The organism is Bosea sp. BIWAKO-01 (assembly GCF_001748145.1).
In the GTDB taxonomy this organism is placed as follows: domain Bacteria; phylum Pseudomonadota; class Alphaproteobacteria; order Rhizobiales; family Beijerinckiaceae; genus Allobosea.
In genome coordinates, this window is record NZ_BCQA01000001.1 from 6,698,723 (window position 1) to 6,718,661 (window position 19,939).

Annotated in this window: 22 protein-coding genes; 6 read left to right on the forward strand and 16 right to left on the reverse strand. The window is 64.4% G+C overall.

The window, feature by feature from the left end:
• Window positions 1-201 precede the first annotated feature (201 nt).
• Together BIWAKO_RS31085 and BIWAKO_RS31090 are read right to left on the reverse strand one after the other, a co-directional pair.
• Entirely contained in the window at window positions 202-843 is a 642-nt protein-coding gene (locus tag BIWAKO_RS31085; protein WP_141740303.1) for a hypothetical protein, read from the reverse strand.
• A 437-nt stretch (window positions 844-1,280) separates the two neighbouring features.
• Window positions 1,281-1,472, reverse strand: coding sequence for a hypothetical protein (locus BIWAKO_RS31090; protein ID WP_069881924.1), 192 nt, complete (start codon window positions 1,470-1,472; stop codon window positions 1,281-1,283).
• Window positions 1,473-1,852: 380 nt separating this feature from the next.
• Here BIWAKO_RS31090 and BIWAKO_RS31100 point away from each other — a divergent pair, with 380 nt between their 5' ends.
• Window positions 1,853-2,200, forward strand: a complete 348-nt coding sequence (locus tag BIWAKO_RS31100; protein WP_069881926.1) for a helix-turn-helix transcriptional regulator — start codon at window positions 1,853-1,855, stop codon at window positions 2,198-2,200.
• Window positions 2,201-2,416: 216 nt separating this feature from the next.
• On the opposite strand, the gene BIWAKO_RS31105 is transcribed toward BIWAKO_RS31100, so the two are convergent.
• Both BIWAKO_RS31105 and BIWAKO_RS31110 read right to left on the reverse strand, forming a co-directional pair.
• Window positions 2,417-3,751: an MFS transporter gene (locus BIWAKO_RS31105; RefSeq protein ID WP_069881927.1), complete on the reverse strand. Its 1,335-nt coding sequence runs from the start codon at window positions 3,749-3,751 to the stop codon at window positions 2,417-2,419.
• Between the two features lie 51 nt (window positions 3,752-3,802).
• Window positions 3,803-4,465 (reverse strand): flavin reductase family protein, encoded by a 663-nt coding sequence (locus BIWAKO_RS31110; RefSeq protein ID WP_069881928.1) that lies wholly within the window; start codon window positions 4,463-4,465, stop codon window positions 3,803-3,805.
• A 153-nt stretch (window positions 4,466-4,618) separates the two neighbouring features.
• On the opposite strand from BIWAKO_RS31110, the gene BIWAKO_RS31115 reads away from it, so the two are divergent.
• On the forward strand, window positions 4,619-5,260 hold the full coding sequence (locus tag BIWAKO_RS31115; RefSeq protein ID WP_069882969.1) for a GntR family transcriptional regulator: 642 nt from the start codon (window positions 4,619-4,621) through the stop codon (window positions 5,258-5,260).
• A 247-nt stretch (window positions 5,261-5,507) separates the two neighbouring features.
• On the opposite strand, the gene BIWAKO_RS31120 is transcribed toward BIWAKO_RS31115, so the two are convergent.
• Window positions 5,508-5,885, reverse strand: a complete 378-nt coding sequence (locus BIWAKO_RS31120) for a phasin family protein (protein WP_069881929.1) — start codon at window positions 5,883-5,885, stop codon at window positions 5,508-5,510.
• A gap of 939 nt (window positions 5,886-6,824) precedes the next feature.
• On the opposite strand from BIWAKO_RS31120, the gene BIWAKO_RS31125 reads away from it, so the two are divergent.
• On the forward strand, window positions 6,825-7,457 hold the full coding sequence (locus tag BIWAKO_RS31125) for a DedA family protein (RefSeq protein ID WP_069881930.1): 633 nt from the start codon (window positions 6,825-6,827) through the stop codon (window positions 7,455-7,457).
• 198 nt (window positions 7,458-7,655) lie between these two features.
• Here BIWAKO_RS31125 and BIWAKO_RS31130 read toward each other — a convergent pair whose 3' ends face one another.
• The 8 genes from BIWAKO_RS31130 to BIWAKO_RS31165 form a co-directional block, all read right to left on the reverse strand.
• Entirely contained in the window at window positions 7,656-8,654 is a 999-nt protein-coding gene (locus tag BIWAKO_RS31130; protein ID WP_244523699.1) for an HAD family hydrolase, read from the reverse strand.
• Window positions 8,655-8,728: 74 nt separating this feature from the next.
• The gene (locus BIWAKO_RS31135) at window positions 8,729-9,124 is read right to left on the reverse strand and encodes a hypothetical protein (protein WP_069881932.1); all 396 of its coding nucleotides are present in this window, start codon (window positions 9,122-9,124) and stop codon (window positions 8,729-8,731) included.
• 201 nt (window positions 9,125-9,325) lie between these two features.
• Window positions 9,326-9,547: a hypothetical protein gene (locus BIWAKO_RS31140; RefSeq protein ID WP_069881933.1), complete on the reverse strand. Its 222-nt coding sequence runs from the start codon at window positions 9,545-9,547 to the stop codon at window positions 9,326-9,328.
• Between the two features lie 90 nt (window positions 9,548-9,637).
• On the reverse strand, window positions 9,638-11,434 hold the full coding sequence (locus tag BIWAKO_RS31145; protein WP_371332129.1) for an arylsulfatase: 1,797 nt from the start codon (window positions 11,432-11,434) through the stop codon (window positions 9,638-9,640).
• A 450-nt stretch (window positions 11,435-11,884) separates the two neighbouring features.
• Window positions 11,885-12,949, reverse strand: a complete 1,065-nt coding sequence (locus tag BIWAKO_RS31150) for an extracellular catalytic domain type 1 short-chain-length polyhydroxyalkanoate depolymerase (protein WP_244523600.1) — start codon at window positions 12,947-12,949, stop codon at window positions 11,885-11,887.
• Window positions 12,950-12,999: 50 nt separating this feature from the next.
• Complete coding sequence (locus tag BIWAKO_RS31155) at window positions 13,000-13,392, reverse strand: CopG family transcriptional regulator (protein WP_244523601.1); 393 nt, start codon at window positions 13,390-13,392, stop codon at window positions 13,000-13,002.
• Window positions 13,393-13,634: 242 nt separating this feature from the next.
• Entirely contained in the window at window positions 13,635-14,876 is a 1,242-nt protein-coding gene (locus BIWAKO_RS31160; protein ID WP_069881935.1) for an NAD(P)/FAD-dependent oxidoreductase, read from the reverse strand.
• A gap of 93 nt (window positions 14,877-14,969) precedes the next feature.
• Window positions 14,970-15,473 (reverse strand): YciE/YciF ferroxidase family protein, encoded by a 504-nt coding sequence (locus BIWAKO_RS31165; protein WP_069881936.1) that lies wholly within the window; start codon window positions 15,471-15,473, stop codon window positions 14,970-14,972.
• A 154-nt stretch (window positions 15,474-15,627) separates the two neighbouring features.
• Between BIWAKO_RS31165 and BIWAKO_RS31170 the strand changes: the two genes are divergently transcribed.
• The 3 genes from BIWAKO_RS31170 (at window position 15,628) to BIWAKO_RS31180 (ending at window position 17,140) form a co-directional block, all read left to right on the forward strand.
• Window positions 15,628-15,927 carry a PepSY domain-containing protein gene (locus BIWAKO_RS31170; RefSeq protein WP_069881937.1) on the forward strand — a complete coding sequence of 100 codons (300 nt, stop codon included), beginning with the start codon at window positions 15,628-15,630 and terminating at the stop codon, window positions 15,925-15,927.
• A gap of 56 nt (window positions 15,928-15,983) precedes the next feature.
• Complete coding sequence (locus BIWAKO_RS31175; RefSeq protein ID WP_069881938.1) at window positions 15,984-16,520, forward strand: general stress protein; 537 nt, start codon at window positions 15,984-15,986, stop codon at window positions 16,518-16,520.
• A 134-nt stretch (window positions 16,521-16,654) separates the two neighbouring features.
• Entirely contained in the window at window positions 16,655-17,140 is a 486-nt protein-coding gene (locus tag BIWAKO_RS31180) for a pyridoxamine 5'-phosphate oxidase family protein (protein ID WP_069881939.1), read from the forward strand.
• A 79-nt stretch (window positions 17,141-17,219) separates the two neighbouring features.
• Here the strand turns inward: BIWAKO_RS31180 and BIWAKO_RS31185 are convergent, their stop codons facing one another.
• The 3 genes from BIWAKO_RS31185 to BIWAKO_RS31195 all read right to left on the reverse strand — a co-directional run bounded on the left by BIWAKO_RS31185 (window position 17,220) and on the right by BIWAKO_RS31195 (window position 19,773).
• The gene (locus BIWAKO_RS31185; protein ID WP_069881940.1) at window positions 17,220-18,656 is read right to left on the reverse strand and encodes an NAD(P)/FAD-dependent oxidoreductase; all 1,437 of its coding nucleotides are present in this window, start codon (window positions 18,654-18,656) and stop codon (window positions 17,220-17,222) included.
• Between the two features lie 84 nt (window positions 18,657-18,740).
• The gene (locus tag BIWAKO_RS31190) at window positions 18,741-19,085 is read right to left on the reverse strand and encodes a RidA family protein (RefSeq protein ID WP_069881941.1); all 345 of its coding nucleotides are present in this window, start codon (window positions 19,083-19,085) and stop codon (window positions 18,741-18,743) included.
• Window positions 19,086-19,152: 67 nt separating this feature from the next.
• Window positions 19,153-19,773, reverse strand: a complete 621-nt coding sequence (locus BIWAKO_RS31195; RefSeq protein ID WP_201788673.1) for a helix-turn-helix domain-containing protein — start codon at window positions 19,771-19,773, stop codon at window positions 19,153-19,155.
• Window positions 19,774-19,939 lie beyond the last annotated feature (166 nt).

The window sequence follows — 19,939 nt, forward strand, 5'->3', positions numbered from 1 at the left end:
CTCGACAACCCCAGGTAACGGGGAGAAAGTGAGGGCCTGTTCCGCTGCTGTAACGATGAAGCCGCCGTGGTTCGCACTGGCCCCGCGCCGCGCTCATCCAGGATTCGTCATGCATCCCTCGGTAGGACTGCCGGCCGCGAGAACGAACAGCCTGGCGCCGAGGTTCCGATCCCTGGTGCCGTGCCGTTCGCGGGCACCGGATCAACTGGAGAGACGAGGGCGCCCCTTGAAATTGGCGATCAGCTCGGCGAGCGGGATCAGCCGATGCGAAACCGTGCCGCCAGCCGGGGCGGAAGAGCTCGTGAAGATCGCAAAACCAGTGGCCTGAACAACCGGGGCAAGCTCCGGCAGCGAAAAGGCGGTCTGCATCAGCTCGAACGTCTCGGCGGCATCGGCGACGCGTCCGATGTGCAGCCGCACGGCTTCCGCGGTCTCCTGGGGCGATGCGCGAAGCAATTGCCCATAGGCGTCCGCCGCGGCCCAGACAGCGGCGTAGAATGCCAGCGTGTTCTCGAACATGCGGCGGGCATCGCCATGACCAGAGGCGGCGCTGATTTCAGCGGCGGCGTTGAGCATGCTGATGAAGGCTTCCAGCCGGCCAGCAATCTTGGTCGCCTTCGACCGACGGGAAAACTCATTGAACATCGTCGCGTCCATTGTTTCGGGTGCGGACGCGATCATCCGCGAAGGCGAAATCGGACAGACCGCAGCGTAAATCTTCATTGTCGAAGCTGCGCTAACACAGCGCTTCGCGCTGCAATTTGCGCCTTCACGCCAATAAATTGCTATTCTCGGCCAAGTGCCGACAGCGCTTGCCCACCAGCGTCGCAAGGTCAGCGGCAAGCCCTCGGCCCGCACACCTGCAGGCATGTCCGGCGGCCATGCGAAGACATGAATCAATAGAGTCCCTTACGCGCGATATCTCACCGTCCACAATAAGGTGAGGACCGCTCTGGCGACCCAACTGTGGGCCTTCCCTGCCAAGGTTTCGTCCTGTCGGCCAGCGATCTGCCTGACCATCATCTGCGTCCACAACAGGTCTCGGCCAAGACGATTGAGCAACGGCTCGCGCTGCTCCACTCTCGTTTGCGGGGGAATCGACGATCATGCTGGATGCCAATGAGTTCGGGGATGCGGTCGCCATGCTCTATGAGGCCGCCGCCGTTCCGGAGGTCTGGCCGACGGCGATCGCGCGGTTGGCAGAGATCGCCGGCTGTACCGGGGGGCTACTCTTCGTGCATTCCGGACAAGGCACGAACTGGGTCGCGTCCAAGGAGTTTTCACCGGTCTTCCAGCGCTTCCTGGATCAGGGCTGGATGGACCGGAATGCGCGCATGGCCGGCCTTCTGGCGCATGGCGGGACCGGTTTCGTGACCGATCACGACCTCTTCACAGAGGACGAGCTGGCCGAGACCGCGCTCTATCGCGATTTCCTGCGGCCCGAGGGCTATGGCTGGGGCACGGCAACCCATGTGCGTTCGTCATCGGGCGAGACCATCGTCTTCACCCTGGAGCGCAAGTTCGAACTGGGTCCGGTCTCCCGTCGCGATACCGAACTGCTCGACAGCGTCCGCCCGCACCTCGCACGGGCCGCGGTTCTGGCCTCGAAGCTGCAGATGCAACGCGCCCAGGTGAGCCTCGATTCCTTCGAGAAGGCCGGTTCTCCGGCTGCCCTGGTCGGCGCCGGCGGCGCGCTCAGCGCGGCCAATCCGGGCTTCGAGGCGCTAATCGGACAGATCTCGTCAGGGCAAGGGACAAGATCGCGCTCGAGGATCCCCGTGCGAACGCGCTGCTGCAAAAGGCGCTTGCCGATCTCGGGCATGACCGGGTTGGCGATACCCGCTCGATCCCGGTGCCCTGCAAGGGCGACCGCCCCGCCTTCATCGTCCATGTGCTGCCGGTCCGCCGCCTGGCGCGGGATATCTTCTCGCGCGCCCAGGCCCTGCTCGTCATCACGACGTCGGCCCGAAGCCTGCGGATCGAAGCCTCCCTGCTTTGTGAGCTCTATGATCTGACCCGGGCGGAGGCAGCCGTCGCCGGCGGGCTCCTGGAGGGCTGCACGGTCGAGCAGCTCGCGCTGTCGCGCGGGGTCGGCCGGGAGACGGTTCGCGGCCAGGTCAAGGCGGTGCTGGCGAAAACCGGCAGCCGCTCGCAGGCCGACTTCATCAGGCGGCTGGCTCCGTTGACGCTGTCGGCCTGAGCGGCGGCCCAAGCCGGGCACGCCAGGCCGGGGCCGTACCGGGATTTCGGTCGGGCCGCCTGCCTCCGCCTCCGGAGCGGTGATGAGCGACAGCCTGCTGGCGGCGGGGATGGCGGGGTGGAAGACGGTGCAGAGGGCCGCACGATCGGCGGCCCTCCTCTTGTTCACCTTGGGCCTTCAGGCCAGGGCCGGTATCCCTGGGATCATTCTCGGGGATCATTCTCGCGGGCTGTTGGCCAGGCGTCCGGTGTCCGGCCGGTCCAGATCGAGATGCCTGGTTTCCGGGATCAGGAAGCCGGTCAGCAAGGTGATCGCGGACACGACCATGAGATAGACGAGGAACAGCGAATGCTGACCCTGCTGGGCGAGATAGGTGTTCACATAGGGCGCGGTGCCTCCGAAGATCGCGGTCGCCAATGAGAGCGGCCCGCTCACCCCGGTCGCCCGGATCTCGGTGGGAAACACTTCGGCCCAGACCGCCGTGTTCACCCCAAACAGGCAGGCCAGGATCAGCAGCGCCGCGATCATCGCCGAGAGCAGCCCGCTGAACTGGTTGGTGATCATGCCGTCCAGAGTGAAGGTCAGGGCGATGAAGCCGAGCCCGAACAGGATGATGAAGGGCCGTCGTCCGAACCGGTCGGCGAGCCAGCCGACCAGCGGGATCGCGGCGAAGAAGACCGCTTGCGCGATGAGGCTCGCCGTCAGGGCCGACTTTGCGTCGAGACCACGGCTGATCTGGGCGAAGGTCGGGCTGTAGATCAGCCAGGTGTAGAACATGATCGAGCCGCCGGCGGAGAGGCCGAAGACCACGGCTACGCCGCGCCAATTCCGTGCAAGCGGCGCAAGTCCCGTCGTCCTGGCGGTCTGCGCCTGCTTCTGCTTCTTCTCGAAGCTGGCCGTTTCCGTCAGCTTGCGCCTGAGGTACAGGCCGTAGAGCCCGAGCAGGCCCCCCATCGCGAAGGGGATGCGCCAGCCCCAGCTTTCCAGGGCCGCCCGTTCGAGATTGGCATTGAGCAGGAGACCGGTGCAGGTCGCGATCATCGTGCCAAGCACGACGCTCATCCACGACGTGCTGCCGTAGAGCGCGCGCCGGTGCGGCGGCGCGCGCTCGACCAGATAGGTCACCGATGTGCCCATCTCGCCACCATGGGCGATGCCCTGGGCGAGGCGCGCGACCAGCAGGACGACGGAGGCAAACAGGCCAGCCGAGGCATAGGTCGGAGCGCAGGCGATGACGACGCTGCCGCCGGCCGTCACCAGCATGGCGAGCGTCAGGCTGCGCTTGCGGCCGACGCGATCGGCGTAGAGCCCGAAGATCAGGCCACCCAGAGGCCTGGTCAGGAAACCGGCGGCGAATACGGCCAGGGCCGCCAGCAACGCGGCTGACTTATCGTTCGACGGAAAGAACTGAAGCGCGAAATAGGGAGCGAATATCGTATAGATCGCCCAATCGAACCATTCCAGCGTATTTCCGAAATTGACTGCGATCAGATCCTTGATGCGACGCGAGGTCGGGGCGCGATCCGCCAGGGATAGCTCGGCCGTTGACATGGAATTCCCCTCTTATTGTTTGGTTCTTCGGTGAGAAAATCGGTGAAACCGTCAACGCAAGGTGGAGCGCCCCTCCAGGCCTTGCCGCGCGTCTCCGTCAGCACCCGGAACCCGCATCTCGAAGATGTCCTTGACCACCGTGTAGTCAAAATAACCAAGCCGGGCGATCGGCTTGATCTTCTCGATGTCGAGCTTTCCGCTCGGCAAGATCACATCATCATCGATGTGGATCTTCTCGACCTGGGCGAAGACGATATCGATGGAGCCGACCGGTGAATTGCCTTTGATCCGGTGAGTGCTGACATATCTGCACTCGAACTTGACCGGGCTTTCCCTGACCATGGGAATGCGGGCGTTATCGGCGTATTCCTTGGTGACGTTCAGGCGCTCGAATTCGCTCTCATGCGCGGGCAAGGCCATCGCGCTGATGTTCACGGCCTCGCGCAGGTCGAAGGTCGCCATGTTCCAGACGAACCAGCCCGTCTCTTCGGCATTGAGGACCGTGTCCTTGCGGCGACCGTCTGGATACTGGTTCGCCGAGAACATCACCATCGGCGGGTCGAAAGTGAGGTTCTGCCATTGGCTGTAGGGCGCAATGTTTTCGACGCCGGCTGCGCTGACGCTCGACAGCCAGCCGATCGGCCGCGGCACCGTGCAACTCTTGAAGGGCGAAAACGGCAAGGGACTGGGCTCGAGATGGGGGGCGTATTTCAAGGATCATTCCTCCGGCGACGGCATTGAACATCGATAGTATGCAACCGATATATCGGATGAATAATGGTTTGGAAAGCCGGCGCGGATGAGGTAGGCGGATTCGAACGCCGCTGCGGGCCTGCAAGGCGAGACAGCGCGGCGCGGAAGGGTGAGATGAATCAGTCGGAAGAAGCCGTCGCCGTGCTGCAGCGCCTCATCGTCCGGGGCGAATTGAAGCCCGGCTCGATGGTCTCGGAGCGTCATCTGATGGAGTTGACCGGGCTCGGCCGGACGCCGGTGCGGGAGGCGATCCAACGCCTCGCGCTCAGTTACATGGTACGGATCCACCCCAACAAGGGCATCGAAATCCCCGGCATCTCGATCGAGGATCAGCTCAGCGGCCTGGAGGTGCGGCGCGCCAATGAGCTGCTCGCGGTGGAGCTTGCCTGCGCGCGCGCAACGCAGAAGGACATTGCCGCGATTGAAAAGCTGGCGGCCGCGCTTGATGGCGAATTCACGCTGCACGACTATTCAGAAACGGTCGGAGAGACTCACGCGCTGATCATCGAGGCGGCGCATAATCCCTATCTCGCGGCCCTGATGACGCCGCTTCAATCCCTGTCGCGGCGCTTCTGGGTCATGCATGTGCGCGACGAGCAGCAGGAGATCGCGCGCGGCAAGCGGCTCCACCAGCAGATCCTCAAGGGCATCGCCAGCAGGGATGTGGCCGCAGCCAGCACGGCGTCGCTGACGCTGAACAGCTACCTCGTCGAATTCGCACTGGCGGTCGTCGGACGGATGGCAACGCCACGATAGACCCGGCGAACCAAGGGAAGGCCGGCGAGGGTCAAGACGGTCACGCCCGGACAGAGTGTCCGCGCGCCGCGCTCCACCGTCCGCGCCTTGGCTCCTCACCCGCGCGGAGCAGAGTGTGAATTCCCGACTCGGCTCACGGCGTTGGGGTTCATAGGCCGGCTCGGGGAAGTCGGGATGAGGAGCGGAGTTCTAGCGCTTTGCCGTCGTGATCGGTCCCAGCGCGAGAATGCTGTCATAGCAAGCAGGCTCATTGGTTCCGACGATGTGCCGGCCGCAGGGACAGCGGCTGCGATGATGGGCCGATGACGTCTTCGGTCAGCCTGCCGCATTCCGCCATGATCCCCTCGCCGAGATCGGCGAGCGCCATGCTGTTGTCGACCAGCCTTTCGGACAGGCTCATCGCGGCCTCGAGCTGGCCGGCCTGGAACGCCAGGAGGCCATCCGCGTCCTTGATCTCGGCGGCAGCGCTCAGGCGCGCGAAGCCCAGGTCCATGCAGCTCCGCAGCATCCTCATCTGCAGCACGCCAAGCTTCTGGGCAGCGTCCAGGGCGAGCCTGTTCGTCTCGACGGCGACAGTCAGAGAATTCTGCCACGGGTCGATCAGGGTGTTCGAGAGCTCAGGCATGGTCGCGTCTCCCTTGCTGTGGTGGTGGGACGACAGCGCCTGGAAATTGGCCGCGCTCGGGCCGCTTTCGGGCCGTCCTCGCCAAGATCGGATCGTCCCGTCGCGGCGACCGTGGACAGCGCGGCCGATATCCGCGAACGAACCAACCGCGGCCTGCCGCAGACTGGGATGAGGCTGCGCCGCATGCCGGGATGATGCCCGCGTTGTGCTCGTCGATGATGGCGGTTTCCTGACGGGAGAGCTCGTCGCCCGGACGCTGGCCACGGGGCCGGGCTGCCCGTTGACGAAGTCGTGACCCCGGCCAGGAGCCCGGCAGCCTCAACGCCGCTTGCGGCGCGCAGGGGCAGGTTCAAGATGGGATCGAGGCTTGGCTGGCTCCGTCACCGGAATGCAGGTCCGCGACGGGTTCGCTACGTGAGTTCCGTCGTTGTGTCTGAGGGAGCGTCGCATGCTTGTGAGACATCACGTCAGGGCTGTCTGGCTGCGTATCGGGGTCGTGCTGGCTCTCGCCGCACTCTTCGTCGTCCCGATGGCGTTCAAATAGCAGCGCGAGACGGCTCGGAGCCGGGGAGCGGGCTTCGGTTGCCCGGTTTGCGCCGGCCGGCGGCTCAAGTCACACGCTCGCGGGTCAGATAGAAACGTGAGTCCGCGGAAGACCTTGCGCGCGATGACTCAACGTCCACAATAAGATGAAGATGGCCCCGTGACCGGACTGCCGACAGTCCTGGCCCGGCGACCGGCCATGCAATCATATGTTCCGGGCAGCCTGGCGACCGACGATCCTTGGAAGGGCTTCGCTCCGGTCGACCGTGGAGCCTTCCGCCGCGACCAGTCGATTTGCAAGTCGGGTGCTCCGCCCATAATCACCGCAGATGTGCCGATCTGTCTTCGGACAGGATACGATATCGGCTCCGATGATCCAGCGAGGCGACGCGCGGAATGGAACATCTGTTTTCGGCCGTCGAGCCCTATATTCGCGAATATGGCGCTGTCGCCATCTTCGTGATCCTGTTTCTGGAGTCGCTCGGAGCACTTTTGCCGGGGGAATCCGCGCTGATCTTCGCCGGCGTGCTCGCATCCCGCGGCGAGCTGTCCTTGTCCGCCGTCCTCTTCAATGCCTGGGTGGGAGCTGTCCTCGGCGACAATGTCGGCTACCTGATCGGCCGGACCTTCGGCCGAGCCGTCATACTCAAGCATGGATCCCGGATCGGATTGACACCTGAACGCTTCAATCGCGTCGAAGCGGTCTTTGCACGTTATGGTCCAGCGACGGTGGCCGGGGCGCGGTTCGTCAACATCCTTCGGCAGCTCAATGGCATCGCCGCCGGCACGACCGGAATGGATTGGCGGCGCTTCCTGCTCTTCAACGCGCTCGGCGGCGCGCTGTGGGTTGCCGTCTGGGGTGCCGGCGCCTTCTATTTTGGCACGCACATTTCCGGGATCGCGGCCTATATCCCGCGATGGGGTCATGTCGGGATAAGGGTGCTCCCGCTCGTCCTGGCCGCCATCGGCGCAATCGTGCTCCTCGTCTCGCTTTGGCGCAGCCGCAAGCAACAAGGCTCGCCGCACTAGAGCAGCGGCCCGAAACGTGGAGCGTGGTCTTCGGGGAAGGCCGATGCCAACATGGAAGGTTGGATCGTCAAGGACGCCCTGGCCTTCCCGTGTGGCTGCGCGCCTCTCTGCGCAGTGGCGACCTCGTCCTGGAGAAGCAACGTCAGCCCTCCCCTGAAATCGCCCTGTCAGTGACGGACGGCTTCTCGGAACCCTTCGTCATCCCTCGAAGGGAAAGATCTTCTTCCAGTCCCGTTTCATGTCGACCACGGTCCATTTGTTCACGGCCGCCGCGTCGAGCGCCTTGTCGAGCTTTCCGAAATGCGATTGGCGGTCATAGGCGTATTCTCGTTCAGCATCGGTGTGGTGGACGATCAGGCCAAAGCGCGGCCCGCCCGACAGGGTCGTCCATTGCAGCATTTCGAGATCCCCGTCGGAGTTCCCGAACGCCGCAATCGGCCGGCGGCCGATCTGCTGATTGATCCCTACGGGCTTGCCGGCCTTGTCGTCGATGAAGTTGATCTGAGGCAGGCGGAAGATCACCGGGCTGCCATCGCGCATCTCGAACTGCGTCTTGATCGAGGAGCCCAGAACCTGCTCGGGCGGGATGCCGTAGACCCGCTCCGTCCACGGTCGCATGAACTCCACCCCGCCTCCCGACACGATATAGGTCTTGAAGCCATTGGCCCGGAGATGGGCGAGCAATTCCAGCATCGGCTGGTAGACCAGCTCGGTATAGGGCCGCTTGAAGCGCGGGTGGCGCGCCGTCGCCAGCCAGTCCGTGGCGATCTTCGCAAACTCTTCCGAGGTCATGCCGGAATGGGTGGTGCCGATGAGCTGCATCAGCCCCTGCTCGCCTGAGGCCGCCAATGCCCGCATGTCGCCGCCGAGGACCGCCTTGAAGGGCTGTTTGGTCTTCCAGCCGGGATTCTGCGGCGCCAGCGCCTTGACGCGATCGAGCACGAAGGCGAGCTGGACATACATCGGCTGCTCCACCCACAAGGTGCCGTCATTGTCGAACACCGCGGTGCGTTCGGCCGGGGCGACGAAGTCCGGCCCGCCCTGGGTCGTGACCCGCGTGACGAAATCGACAATCGATGCCTTGGTCGGCCCATCGTTCCAGGACGGCAACGGGTCAGTTTGGGCGGAGGCCGAAGTGACTGTGAAACTTAGCGGAATGGTCAGAGCCGGCAGAGCCGCAAGACCGTTGAGCAACATACGTCGGTCGATGTCGGCGGAAGATTTGATCGACGTCATCCGTGCCTCCCTTCAAAGCTCGCCAGAAACAGGCCTCAATACATGAATGGTCCCGGTCCCCCCCAGGGTCCGAAATCGAAGGCGTTCTGATTCATCACGGCCGTCATCTGCTGCTCATTGGCCAGCTTCTGCGCGAAGACCATCTGGCGGAACTGGGCGTATGCCGCCTGGTTGCCGAAATAGACGCATTGGCAGACGATCGGATCGGCGTAGACATAGATGATCTGCGAATTCTTGACCTGCTGCACGAACTTGTTGGGCGGCAGCTTCTTCATCGCCGCGAGGCGCTCCGCCGTGTTCGCGGGCTGCGGGGTGAAGCCGGCGGCAGAGAGCAGATCCTCCTTCTGCTGCACGGTCTGGGATGTGGACTGGCAACCGGCCAAGGCGAGTCCCAAAGTGAGCGTCAGGGCCGTGACGACGTGCGGTGCCATGGTTTCCTCCGGATGTTCGGGGAGTGAATGCGGGGTAATCTGGCCCGGATCCTTTCAGCGGTGCGTCGCTTGCTCGCGGGACACAGGCCTGACGAAGGGACAGGCTTCATTGTGCAAGGATTACGCTGGGAAATATTCAGTTGGAAAGTATTGATTTGAAATGGCCTGGGCCGGATCGGGCGATCCGGCCCAGGGCAAGCCTCAGTTACCGGCAGGGGCGCCGAGCCGATAATCCCGCTGCAGCTGCCGGCTGCTTGAAGGATAGAGCGCCTGGCACTCACTCCAGTAGCCGGACTTGGGCGCCCGGTTATTGGGATCTGCACAGATCGTGGCGAGTTGCTGCTGCCTGGATTGCGAGCTCTGGCAGCCGGACAGGATCAATCCGATTGATAGCGCAATGCCGGTCAGGACGTAGGTCTTCATGACGACCTCCCTTGATTGAGGTTCTTGCCCGCCCGATGGAGGAAAACAGGCGCCCCCGGTACAGAGGCGCCTGGTTGATTTCGCCGGCGCTCAGTCGGACCGGCCCTTCGCGTTCTTGATCTGGTCCATGACCTGGTCAAGGTTGTAGCTCGCCGGGTCCTGCATCGGCGGGAAGTCCTTGTAGGAGAGAAGCTCCTTCATCCACAGCGCCTGGCCGATCGGCAGCATGTTCCAATCGTAGATATAGGCGGTGGAGGGGGAACCGATCGTGCCGCCCATACCCATGAGCGTCTTGTATTGCGAACCGATCGAGGTCTCGAAGGGATCGCGCTTGATATTGACGACCTGGGCCCAGTGGAAGGGCTGCACGCCCGAGATGAAGCCGGCCGGCGAGTCCGACACCATCGCGAAATAGATCTTCCAGTTCTTGTACCGGACCGCCGACGGGTCCTTGCCGGAATAGTAGAAGAACGTGTCGCGCGCCGACTTTTCCGACCGTCCGAGCAGGTATTCGGCCTGGTCGACGCCATCGAGCGTGGTCTTGACGATGCCGGGATAGCTGCCGGCCCTGATGCGCTGGTTCAGCGCATCACCCTTGTCTCCGCCTGCGAGGTTGACCAGCGTGGGCAGCCAATCGAGCGCCGCGAAGATCTCGTTCTTGACCGTGCCCGCGCGGATGCCGCCGGCTGGCCAGCGAACGAGCAGAGGTGCGCGCATGCCGCCTTCCCAGGTGCTCAGCTTGCCGCCCTTGAAGGGAGTGGTGCCACCATCCGGGAAGGTGATCGTCTCGGCGCCATTATCGGTGGTGAAGACGACGATCGTATTGTTGAGCTGCCCCATATCCTCGAGCTTCTTCAGCACGACGCCGATATTGTCGTCCATCTGCTTCATGCCGGCTTCGTTGAGGCCCCAGTCCTTGCCGCCGGCCTCACCGATCATCGCCTCGTATTTCGGCGACAGAACGGTCGTGATGTGCATGCGCGCCGGGTTGTACCAGGCGAAGAACGGCTTGTTGGTCCGCCTCGGGTCGTTGCGCTCGAGGAAATCGACGACCTTGGCCGAGATTTCCTCGTCCACCGTCTTCGAGCGCTCCAATGTCAGCGGCCCTTCGTCCCGGCAGGTCTGGTTGGCCGCCGTGCCATTGGACGATGTGCAGAACATCACGGGACGTGGCGGCGTCAGGCAAACGGTGGTTCGCGGGTCCACCGCGCCGGGAACCGGGGGAAGACCCGGGATCGTCGTGTTGATGCATGGCGGAGCCACGGTCTGCTGGGTCGGGGTCCTGTTGATGTCGGGGAAGCTCACGCCCTGCATCGCATCGAGATGATAGAGATAGCCCCAGAATTCCTGGAAGCCGTGCGCGGTCGGCAGCGCGTCGGTGTGGTCGCCGAGATGGTTCTTGCCGAACTCGCCGGTGTTGTAGCCGAGATCGAGCAGGAATTTGGCAAGCGCCGGCGTGCCGGGCCGCAGATAGGACGGGCTGCCCGGCAGTTGAGGCGGGATCATGCCGGTGCGCAGCGGATGCATGCCCGTGAAGAAGGCGTTGCGGCCGGCCGTGCAGCTCTGCTCGGCATAGTAATGCGTGAAGAGCGCGCCTTCCTGGCCGATCCGGTCGATGTTCGGCGTCTCCCCGACCATCAGGCCGCGATGGTAGATGCTCGGCTGCATGATGCCGATGTCATCGCCCATGATGAACAGGATGTTCGGTCGCGACGGCGCCTGGGCGGGTGCCGGAGTCTGCCCCGCGGCCGGTGTCGCGGCCGCGGCACCGATCAGCGCGGTGGCGCCGAGCAGGGCTGCGCGGGTTCGCCCCTGCCAGCCACAAAATGTTCGTTGTAAATAGTTTTTGACGTCTGCAAGTCCACCCATCTCGCGTCGAGGTGTCATTTTCATCTCCAACATTTGCCTGGGAGAAGACCTCTTTCGGATTTGATCCTTCCGAAACGGAGCAAAGAACTACCACGCCCAGAATTTGATCCGGGACGCCGAGATATGCATTTGATTCTGAATTCGACTGCGTAAATCTGAGTAGCCGGCCTCAGTATTGGTGCGTTCGTGATTCAAATGTTATTGAAGGGCTGGATCAGCCAACTACCACACGACTATATAAACCGCCCCGACTTCGATGTGAACCAAATTCGAATTCTGGGTAACGATGACCGCGCTGGGAGATTGAACGCAGCGAAGGCGCTGGCTGCGCTCCTGCAGCTCCGAAGGAGGTTTCGTCGCGTTGCTCGGCCCGGCGGTGATCTCGCTATCTCCCGCGCCGACGCTCGATCCGACGGCACGCAAGGACCACGCCGCCGCCCCCTCCCCGCGGCATAGGCTGCGACGCCGTCAGGTTTCCAGGAAGAACCGGATCATCTCGCGCGAGGCATCCGGGCCCGACGCATCGGCGAAGCTTCCCGCCTCATCCCCGCCCGACCAGGCGTGACCGGCTCCCTGGACCAGCCAGTATTCGGTGGTGGCCGGACCATGGGCTGGTCCGACCAGCGTGCGGGTGACATGCCGGCCGTTGACGACGACATCGGTCGTCAACTCCCCCAGCGCGCCATGGCCGGCGCTGGCCCGCGCAAACAGCGTCCCGCCATTCGAGGGGTGAACGGTGGCATCGGCCGTACCGTGGAAGATGATCTGCCGGGCGCCGCTTCCCGTCGCCCGGGATATCGGCTTCGCATTGCCCTTCATCGCCGCAAAGGCCGACATGACGTCGCTTGCGGCGCCATGGGCAAGGCCGGAATGGATGCCGGCGGCGGCAAAGATATCAGGATAGGTCGAGGACAGCACATCGGCCATCGCGCCGCCGGCAGACAGGCCGGCGACAAAGACACGCGCGCGATCGATGCCAAACTCGGCGGCGAGTTCCTGGGCCAAGCCCGCGAGAGCCGCGGGCTCTCCCGCCCCGCGCCGCTGATGACGCGGATCGAACCAGTTCCAGCAGCCCTGGGCATTGGCCGAACGCGGTTGGTGGGGATAGGCGACGATGATGCCGAATTCGTCGGCGAGCCGGTTCATCCGGGTCCCGCGCGCAAAATCATCGGGATCCTGCGTGCAGCCATGCAGCATCATGACGAGCGCGAGTTCCCGCCCGGCATGATCCGCCGGCACGTAGAGCTTGTAGGCCAGTGCTCCAGCAGCGCCGCGAAAGCTGCGCGAGCGAAAGCGCCCGTCCTCTTCTGTCGGGCCAGGCTGGTGACGGCGCGCGGCCGGCTGATCGGCGAAGCGCGCCCGCTCCGTCCGAAGCGATTGCAGGACGTCACCGAGGCGGCGCGGGACGATCAATCCGGCCCTGCCCGTCTCGTCGCCGCCGGGTTGTTGCGGGGGCTGAACAGGCCGCCCGGCGAGCGCCTGCTGAATGGCCGCAGTCGCGCCTGCAACATCGGCGCCTCGCAGACGTGTCATGGCTTCGCCGATAGCGGAGCGGATGCGCAAGTTCATGTCGCTGTGCCTTTTCATGCCAGTCGGTCGGCCAGGGCGGCCTTGATTTCGGGGGAGGCATGGAGCGCGCCGAGCACGGTCAGGGAGGCAATCGTCTCCCGCGCGAGGTCCGGCGAGACATCCGGTTCGATGACGGCGAGGCCGAGCACGCGGATCTCCAGGCGTTCGCCGGCGGCCTTGGCCGCTTCGAGATCGCGCCTCGTGAAGACGCGCAGGCCAAGTTCGAGAGAGAGCCGCGTCGTCGCCTGCGCCGCGACATCGGCATGGGTCGCGAGCTGGTTTCGCACCGCGGTGCGAATGAAGTCCGAGCGGTTCGAATAGAAGCCGTCCCGGACGAGCAGGTCGATGCGCCCGAGATCGACGAAGCCGAGATTGAGCGTGAGCTTTTCGCTATCGGGCGCTTTCATTTTGCCATCCATATACCATCCATTGGGATGGTATATGGATGCCGAATGGCGACACGCAAGAGGGACCGGGCCATAATCGCCTCGCCTCCCAGAGAGCAGCGGCGCCGACCTCGACTCCGAAGACAGGGGATGCAGCTGCGCCCGGCGTCGTCATCGCCAGGGAAATCTGTGCGACGTGAAGGGGAAGGCAGCCTGCGCAGGCGTCCAGCAGCACAAGATCGAGGCCGAAGCTTCATCGGATCTCACGCCCTCGGCAACGGCCGGTCGATAGCGAGATCGTCGTACCAATCCTCGCGATCACCGGCGATCATCTTCGCCACGATGCGTGAGGCGAGAAAGCTGAAGGTAATGCCGTTGCCGCCATAGCCGTAGGCGGCGAAGACGGCGGGGTAGCCCGGCACCTGCCCGATCAACGGCAAGCCGTCCAAGGTTTCGCCGAATGCTCCGGACCAGACGAATTCCGCGGTCGCGTCCGCTGCCGGTCGCAGCAGCTTTAGCTTCCTGAGGATCGCCACGGCCTTGGCTGGCATCAATGCGTCCCGTTCAGAGGGTTCGGTGACATCCTCGTCGTCCTCGCCTCCCACGATGATGCGATTGTCCCCTGTGGTGCGGGCATAGAGATAGTCGTCCGACGCCTCCCAGATCAGGACACCATCGCGCCAGAGTGCCTCTGGTACCTGGGGCGGCGTGGCGATCGCCCAGCTCGATGCCGTTTTGTGCAGCTCCGTCCGGACGAAATCGGGCATGACATAGCCCGTCGCGAGGATGACCTGCCTGGCCTGGATCTCGTGACCATTATCGAGCGCGACGACGACGCCATGGCCAAAACTGTTGTAGCCGACGGCCTCGGCGTCATAGAGCGCGGCGCCATGGCTCAGCGCGTCCGCAATCAAGGCGTGCGCCAGGAGCAAGGGGTCGGCATCGGCGGAACCCGGCGAGATGATCGCAGCCTCGCGGTCGAAATCGAACTCTCGCTTCAAGGTGAAATAGTCGAGATAGGCCCCAGGCAGGCCGGCGCGCTCGCGCAACCGGTGTTCGGCGAGGAGTCCGCTCGCGCCGACATCGCCGCCCGCGATATAGAGCGAGCTTCGGTGCCGGAAAGCGCAGCCGAGCGCGAGTTCGTCCACGAGCGATTTGAGGCCCGACACAGCCTGCAGGCTGCGACGATAGATATTGGCTGCGCGGTCGAAGCCGTAGAACGCCGTCAACTCGCCGAGCGGGCAGTCGATCTCCCATTGCAGCATCGCCGTGCTGGCAGCTGTGCTGCCGAAGCCGGCGCGCTCCCGGTCGATCATCGTGACCTTGTGGCCGAGCCGCGTCAGATGCTGCGCCACGAGCGCCCCGGTGATGCCGGCGCCGATGATGACGACATCGCATTGCAGGCTGCGGTCCAGCGTCACGCGCACCGGGCGCCTGAAACCCGTGGTCCAGGGCGGGCGCCCGCCGCGAAGATCGTCCTGCTCGGTCGTGTCAGCTTCGAACATGGGTATCAGCTTGGATCATGGCCTGCCGATCAGTGGAATACGCACGAAAGCAGCCCCGACAGCGTTGCCGCCGGGGCCTGATGGGCAGTTCGCTCAGGCAGCCTTGGCAACGGCTGCGGTATTGGCGGGGCCGCCGAGCTGCGTCAGCGCCTTGTCCGTCCTCGTCTCCTCGGCAAGGGTCGCGTCGAGCAGCTTGACGGCATCCTTATGGCCGAGCTGCTGCGCCCACGCCTTCAGTGTGCCGTAGCGCGCCATCTCGTAATGCTCGACAGCCTGCGCAGAGGCGACAAGGCCGGCATCCAGGGCCGGGCTGTCCGCATAGTCCTCCATCACGGCCTTGCCCTCCTCGAGAATGCCGAGGATGGCATCGCAGGTCTTGGCGCGCGGCGCCTTGCCGATCAGTTCGAAGACCTCGCTCAGGCGTTCGACCTGGCCTTCGGTCTCGGTCCGGTGCGTCTCGAACGCCTTCTTCAGCTCGGGCGCAGTCGCAGCCTTGGCCATTTTCGGCAGCGCCTTCAGGATCTGCTTTTCGGCATAATAAACGTCCTTGAGCATGTCGTGGAACAGCTCGTCGAGTGGCTTCGGTGTCGGGGCCATGGGTGTTCTCCAGTGATTTCGGGTAGCGCTCGCCCAACCGACGACGCAGCCGTCTGTTCCCTCTCAATGAAGTATTTATTTACGGAACTCTCTGCCGGTCAGGCCAGTTGATCCGACATCAGGCCGTACAATCACGCACCTGCGGAGAATTACCATGAAAAAACTTCTCATCGTTTCGATGATCGCTTCAGTGACTGCTTTCGGCGCCGTTGCGCAGACTTCGACAACGTCACCAATGCCCGCACCAAAGGCCGAAGCGGACAAGAACGCGCCGCTTCCCGGCGCCAATAGCTTCACCGAAGGGCAGGCCAAGAGCCGGCTTGAAGCCAATGGCTATTCCGACGTGACCGGCCTGAAGAAGGACAAGGACGGCGTCTGGAAGGGCATGGCGACGAATGCCGGCGCGAAGGTCAATGTCTCCGTCGATTATCGCGGCAACATCGTCCGCCACTGAGCGGGCCAAGCACTCCTCACGCCGCGAATCCTGTTCTCACAGCACAAGAGGTTACCATGACCCGCACCATCACCCGTTCCTACGATACCTATGAAACCGCCCGCTCGGTCGTTACGCAGCTCGAAGACGCCGGCGTCGCCAGCAGCGACATCAGCGTCATCGGCCGCGACGGCGCCTCAACCGAGAGCAACGCAGCCGAGGGCGCCGGGATCGGCGCCGGTGTCGGCGGCGCCGCCGGCCTGCTCGCCGGTCTCGGGATGCTCGCCATTCCGGGCATCGGCCCGGTGGTGGCGGCCGGCTGGCTGGCCTCGACGGCGGCCGGAGCGGTCGCCGGCGCGGCTGCCGGCGGGATCGTCGGATCCTTCACCAGTGCCGGTGTCGACAAGGCCGAAGCCGAATACCATGCCGAGACTGTGCGCCGTGGCGGCTCGGTCGTCGCGGTCCGGGCCGAGCCCGAGCACGAAGCCACCATCGTGAGCATCATGGATGGCGCGACGCCGATCGATCGTACCACCCGCGAGGCAGAGTATCGCTCCGCCGGCTGGAGTCGCTTCGACGAGACGGCCACCCCCTATCGTCCGCCCGTCGTCTGAGGACGAAACCTGCAACCCCGCGGCCTTGCCGCGGGGTTTTTTGCGCTGGATCGCCAGCGCGGACGAACTGGGCATGGCCGTCGCCCGGCTGTTCCAAGCACAGAAATCCGACACGCAGAAGCAGGAGGAATGCCATGCCGACGCCAAGCGAACTGGAAGCCAAATTCTGGAAGACCCTGAAGTCCGACATGACCGTCATGCTGGGCCTCGCCGGTTCCGAACAGGGTCATACCCGCCCGATGACGGCGCAGCTCGAAGCGGACCACGGGCCGATCTGGTTCTTCGCCTCGCGCGACACCGAACTGGTCAAGGCGCTCTCCGGCAGCAAGCCCGCCGCCTTCAGCCTGGCGTCAAAGGGCCATGACCTGTTCGTCTCGGTCGAGGGAGACCTCTCCATCGATATGGACCGTCAGGTCATCGACCGGCTCTGGAACAGCTTCATCGCGGCCTGGTTCGAAGGCGGCAAGGACGATCCCAATCTCGCCCTGCTGCGTTTTGAACCGAGCAGCGCCGAGATCTGGGAAAACGCCAATAACCTGGTCGCCGGGATCAAGATGTTGCTCGGCGTCGATCCCAAGGACGATTACAAGGACAAGGTTGCCAAGGTCCGGCTGGGCTAAGGCATCGGCTCGAGAAGCAGATTGCGGCTTCGGAAAAGCCGATGCGGACACAAAGGCTTAGATCATCGGAGCGCGACTTTCAGCGCGTTCCGATGCGCAGGCCGAAGAGTTTCGGGATCGCCGCTGCGGCGCTCATCGCGGCACCCGCGCGCTCGCCCCTCTCCTCAGCCTCCTCGCATCCGATGATGCCCCACCGCACCAGCCGGCCGCCGACGGCGCGGAACGGCTCGGGCGGAAGCGCGGGAAGGCTGCGCGTGCACAGGGGCAGGTTCGCCCAGTCGTCCCTGGCGTTCAGGACCAGCGAGGCCAGGCATTGCCCGCCGATATACGTCGGGTTCACGCCATGGCCCGAATAGCCGCAGCCATAATGGACGCGCGTGCGGGGCACGGTGCGGAAGAATGGCAGCCGATCGGAGGAGACGTCGATGCCGCCGCCCCAGATCTTGGCGATGCCGACATTGGCGAAGCTCGGCAGCAACCGGCGCAACCCCTTCTCGGCCCGGGCGGCCGAGGCGATATCGGTGGTCAGGCGTGGATCGCGGGCATTGCCGCCGAAGCTGATCGGGCCGGAACCCGAACCCATCAGGATGCGCCCGTCGACCGTCTTGCGGAAATAGTGGACGAACATCCTGAGATCCGCGAGCCCTTCATCGCGGGTCCAGCCCATTGCGGCGAGCTTCTCAGGGGCCGGATCGGTCATCAGCGCAAAGGAAGAGAACACGCTGACATGCGGCTTCACCTCCGGGCGCTTCGCCAGCTCGGTATTGGTGGCGAGCACGACTTCCCGGGCGATGATCTCGCCATCCGGGGTTCGCACGCGGCTCGGCATGCCCGCATCGAGCGCGACCATCGGGGTGTTCTCGAAGACGGAAACACCGGCCTCGATCACGGCCCGCCGCAGCTCGCGCGCCAATCTGGCAGGCTGAACGGTTGCGCCCTCGGCCAGGTAGACGCCACCGCGGAAGACCGGCGAGCGGCAATAGGCTGCCACCTCGTCCGGCGAGAGCGCATGGGCCATATCCGGCACGCCAAGACGCCGCGCGGTCTCGACATAGCCCTTGATCTTTGCATCCTGCGCCGGCGAGGCCGAGACGCGGATGCTGGCGCCGTCGCGCCACCAGACATCGCGACCGGGAGCCGTTGCGAAGGCGCGGATCGCGTCCTGGGCGCGGGCTCCGGCGCGGGCGACCGCCAGCGCGCCGTCTGAGCCGATATTGCCTTCCATTCCGGCAAGCGAGCCCCAATAGCCCGAAACCTTGCCGCCGTTCTTGCCGCTTGCCCCCGAGCCGCAGCGCGAGGCCTCGATCAGCGCGACCGAGAGCTGCGGCGCCCGCTCCTTCAAGGCCAGCGCCGTCCACAGCCCCGTGAAGCCGCCACCAACGATCGCCACATCGACCGTGATGCTGCCCGACAGCAGCGCCGAATCCGGTCGGCCCGCCTCAGCGCTCATAGCCTCGCTGAACCACCAGGACGGGTCACCGGGGACGACGCTCGGAAGGGCAGATGACTGAGGCATGGCGGACCGCTTGCGCTGGAGGACGCGAGGATTTGGGGACACGCGAAAAGGTCCGCCGCGATCACGCACGGCGGACGCCGAGGCTCAAACGAGGGCCTGGACCTGGATCTCGACGAGAATGTCGTCCGCAGCCAGGCGCGACTCGACGGTCGCACGCGCCGGCGGCTGCTTCGGGTCGACCCAGGCTTCCCAGGCCGCATTCATCTCGCTGAAGGTGCTGATGTCCTTCAGCCAGATATTGCCGACGACGATGCGGGTCTTGTCCGTGCCGGCCATCGCCAGATAGGCGTCGATCTGGGCGAGGATATCGGCGGTCTGCTCCTTGACGCCGCCGCTGCGGTCCTTGGCTGTGAGGCCCGACAGGAAGGCAAATCCATTGGCGACCAGCACCTTGCTGAGACGGCCGGTGACTTCGTGACGTGTGATCATGGTTCCTCTGGGTCTGCTGGAATGGCAGGCGGACGCGGCCTTGCCGGCCCCGCCTGATACGATCGCCCTACAGGTGCGATTCCCGGATATTGATGATCCAGATCAGCTTCGCTTCGCTCGCGGAGCGGTTGACGACCTGATGCGGAATGGTGCTGGGGAACTGGAAGCTGTCCCCCTCGCCGATTTCGAAGACCTCGTCGCCGATGCTGAGCTCGACCCGGCCGGAGAGGACGTAGCCGCCCTTGTCGCCGGGCCCGCTCAGGAAGCTGCCGCTCTCGGCGCCGGGCGGTACGGTCAGGATCATGAAGCGCAGCTCATTGTTGTCGCGCGGCGACAACAACTCCTTGGTCAGCTGATTGGTGCCGACGACGATGCGCGGGCGATTGGCCTGGCGCCGGACATATTGCGACTCGCGGGCCGGTTCGGCCGCGTCGCTTTCCAGGAACGACCAGAGCGTGACGCCAAGCGCGGCGCGCAGCTTCTGCAGCGTGCTGACCGACGGGTTCGAGGCGCCGCGTTCGATCTGGCTGATGCTGCCGGAGGAAACGCCCGCCTTCGCCGCCAGCTCCAGGATCGTCAGCCCGCGCTCGGCCCGCAGGGCTCGCAGCCGCTGCCCGATCCTCATGGCCTCGAGCTGCTCGTCGCTGTCGACGTCGGCGTTCTCGGCGGGCAGCACTTTATCCGGCATGGGGTCCCAGGGAAGCGATTGAAGGCCCGCAAACGATATGATGATGAAAATGCCCGCGCAACTATTTTGATGAAATTCCGATGATTTATAAAATTACCGTTTAAACACAATGATTTGCGGGCTTTATCGGCCAAATTCCTTGTATCGACGCATCCTCAGGCCTTGA

Excerpts from the sequence above, each read along its gene's own strand:
- BIWAKO_RS31090 (WP_069881924.1), bottom strand. The coding sequence starts at position 1,472 with ATGGGTTGCCGTGCCCCAGCCATAGCCCTCGGGCCGCAGGAAATCGCG.
- BIWAKO_RS31105 (WP_069881927.1), bottom strand. The coding sequence starts at position 3,751 with ATGTCAACGGCCGAGCTATCCCTGGCGGATCGCGCCCCGACCTCGCGT.
- BIWAKO_RS31115 (WP_069882969.1), top strand. The coding sequence starts at position 4,619 with ATGAATCAGTCGGAAGAAGCCGTCGCCGTGCTGCAGCGCCTCATCGTC.
- BIWAKO_RS31120 (WP_069881929.1), bottom strand. The coding sequence starts at position 5,885 with ATGCCTGAGCTCTCGAACACCCTGATCGACCCGTGGCAGAATTCTCTG.
- BIWAKO_RS31125 (WP_069881930.1), top strand. The coding sequence starts at position 6,825 with ATGGAACATCTGTTTTCGGCCGTCGAGCCCTATATTCGCGAATATGGC.
- BIWAKO_RS31130 (WP_244523699.1), bottom strand. The coding sequence starts at position 8,654 with ATGTTGCTCAACGGTCTTGCGGCTCTGCCGGCTCTGACCATTCCGCTA.
- BIWAKO_RS31135 (WP_069881932.1), bottom strand. The coding sequence starts at position 9,124 with ATGGCACCGCACGTCGTCACGGCCCTGACGCTCACTTTGGGACTCGCC.
- BIWAKO_RS31140 (WP_069881933.1), bottom strand. The coding sequence starts at position 9,547 with ATGAAGACCTACGTCCTGACCGGCATTGCGCTATCAATCGGATTGATC.
- BIWAKO_RS31145 (WP_371332129.1), bottom strand. The coding sequence starts at position 11,434 with ATGACACCTCGACGCGAGATGGGTGGACTTGCAGACGTCAAAAACTAT.
- BIWAKO_RS31150 (WP_244523600.1), bottom strand. The coding sequence starts at position 12,949 with ATGACACGTCTGCGAGGCGCCGATGTTGCAGGCGCGACTGCGGCCATT.
- BIWAKO_RS31155 (WP_244523601.1), bottom strand. The coding sequence starts at position 13,392 with ATGAAAGCGCCCGATAGCGAAAAGCTCACGCTCAATCTCGGCTTCGTC.
- BIWAKO_RS31160 (WP_069881935.1), bottom strand. The coding sequence starts at position 14,876 with ATGTTCGAAGCTGACACGACCGAGCAGGACGATCTTCGCGGCGGGCGC.
- BIWAKO_RS31165 (WP_069881936.1), bottom strand. The coding sequence starts at position 15,473 with ATGGCCCCGACACCGAAGCCACTCGACGAGCTGTTCCACGACATGCTC.
- BIWAKO_RS31170 (WP_069881937.1), top strand. The coding sequence starts at position 15,628 with ATGAAAAAACTTCTCATCGTTTCGATGATCGCTTCAGTGACTGCTTTC.
- BIWAKO_RS31175 (WP_069881938.1), top strand. The coding sequence starts at position 15,984 with ATGACCCGCACCATCACCCGTTCCTACGATACCTATGAAACCGCCCGC.
- BIWAKO_RS31180 (WP_069881939.1), top strand. The coding sequence starts at position 16,655 with ATGCCGACGCCAAGCGAACTGGAAGCCAAATTCTGGAAGACCCTGAAG.
- BIWAKO_RS31185 (WP_069881940.1), bottom strand. The coding sequence starts at position 18,656 with ATGCCTCAGTCATCTGCCCTTCCGAGCGTCGTCCCCGGTGACCCGTCC.
- BIWAKO_RS31190 (WP_069881941.1), bottom strand. The coding sequence starts at position 19,085 with ATGATCACACGTCACGAAGTCACCGGCCGTCTCAGCAAGGTGCTGGTC.
- BIWAKO_RS31195 (WP_201788673.1), bottom strand. The coding sequence starts at position 19,773 with ATGCCGGATAAAGTGCTGCCCGCCGAGAACGCCGACGTCGACAGCGAC.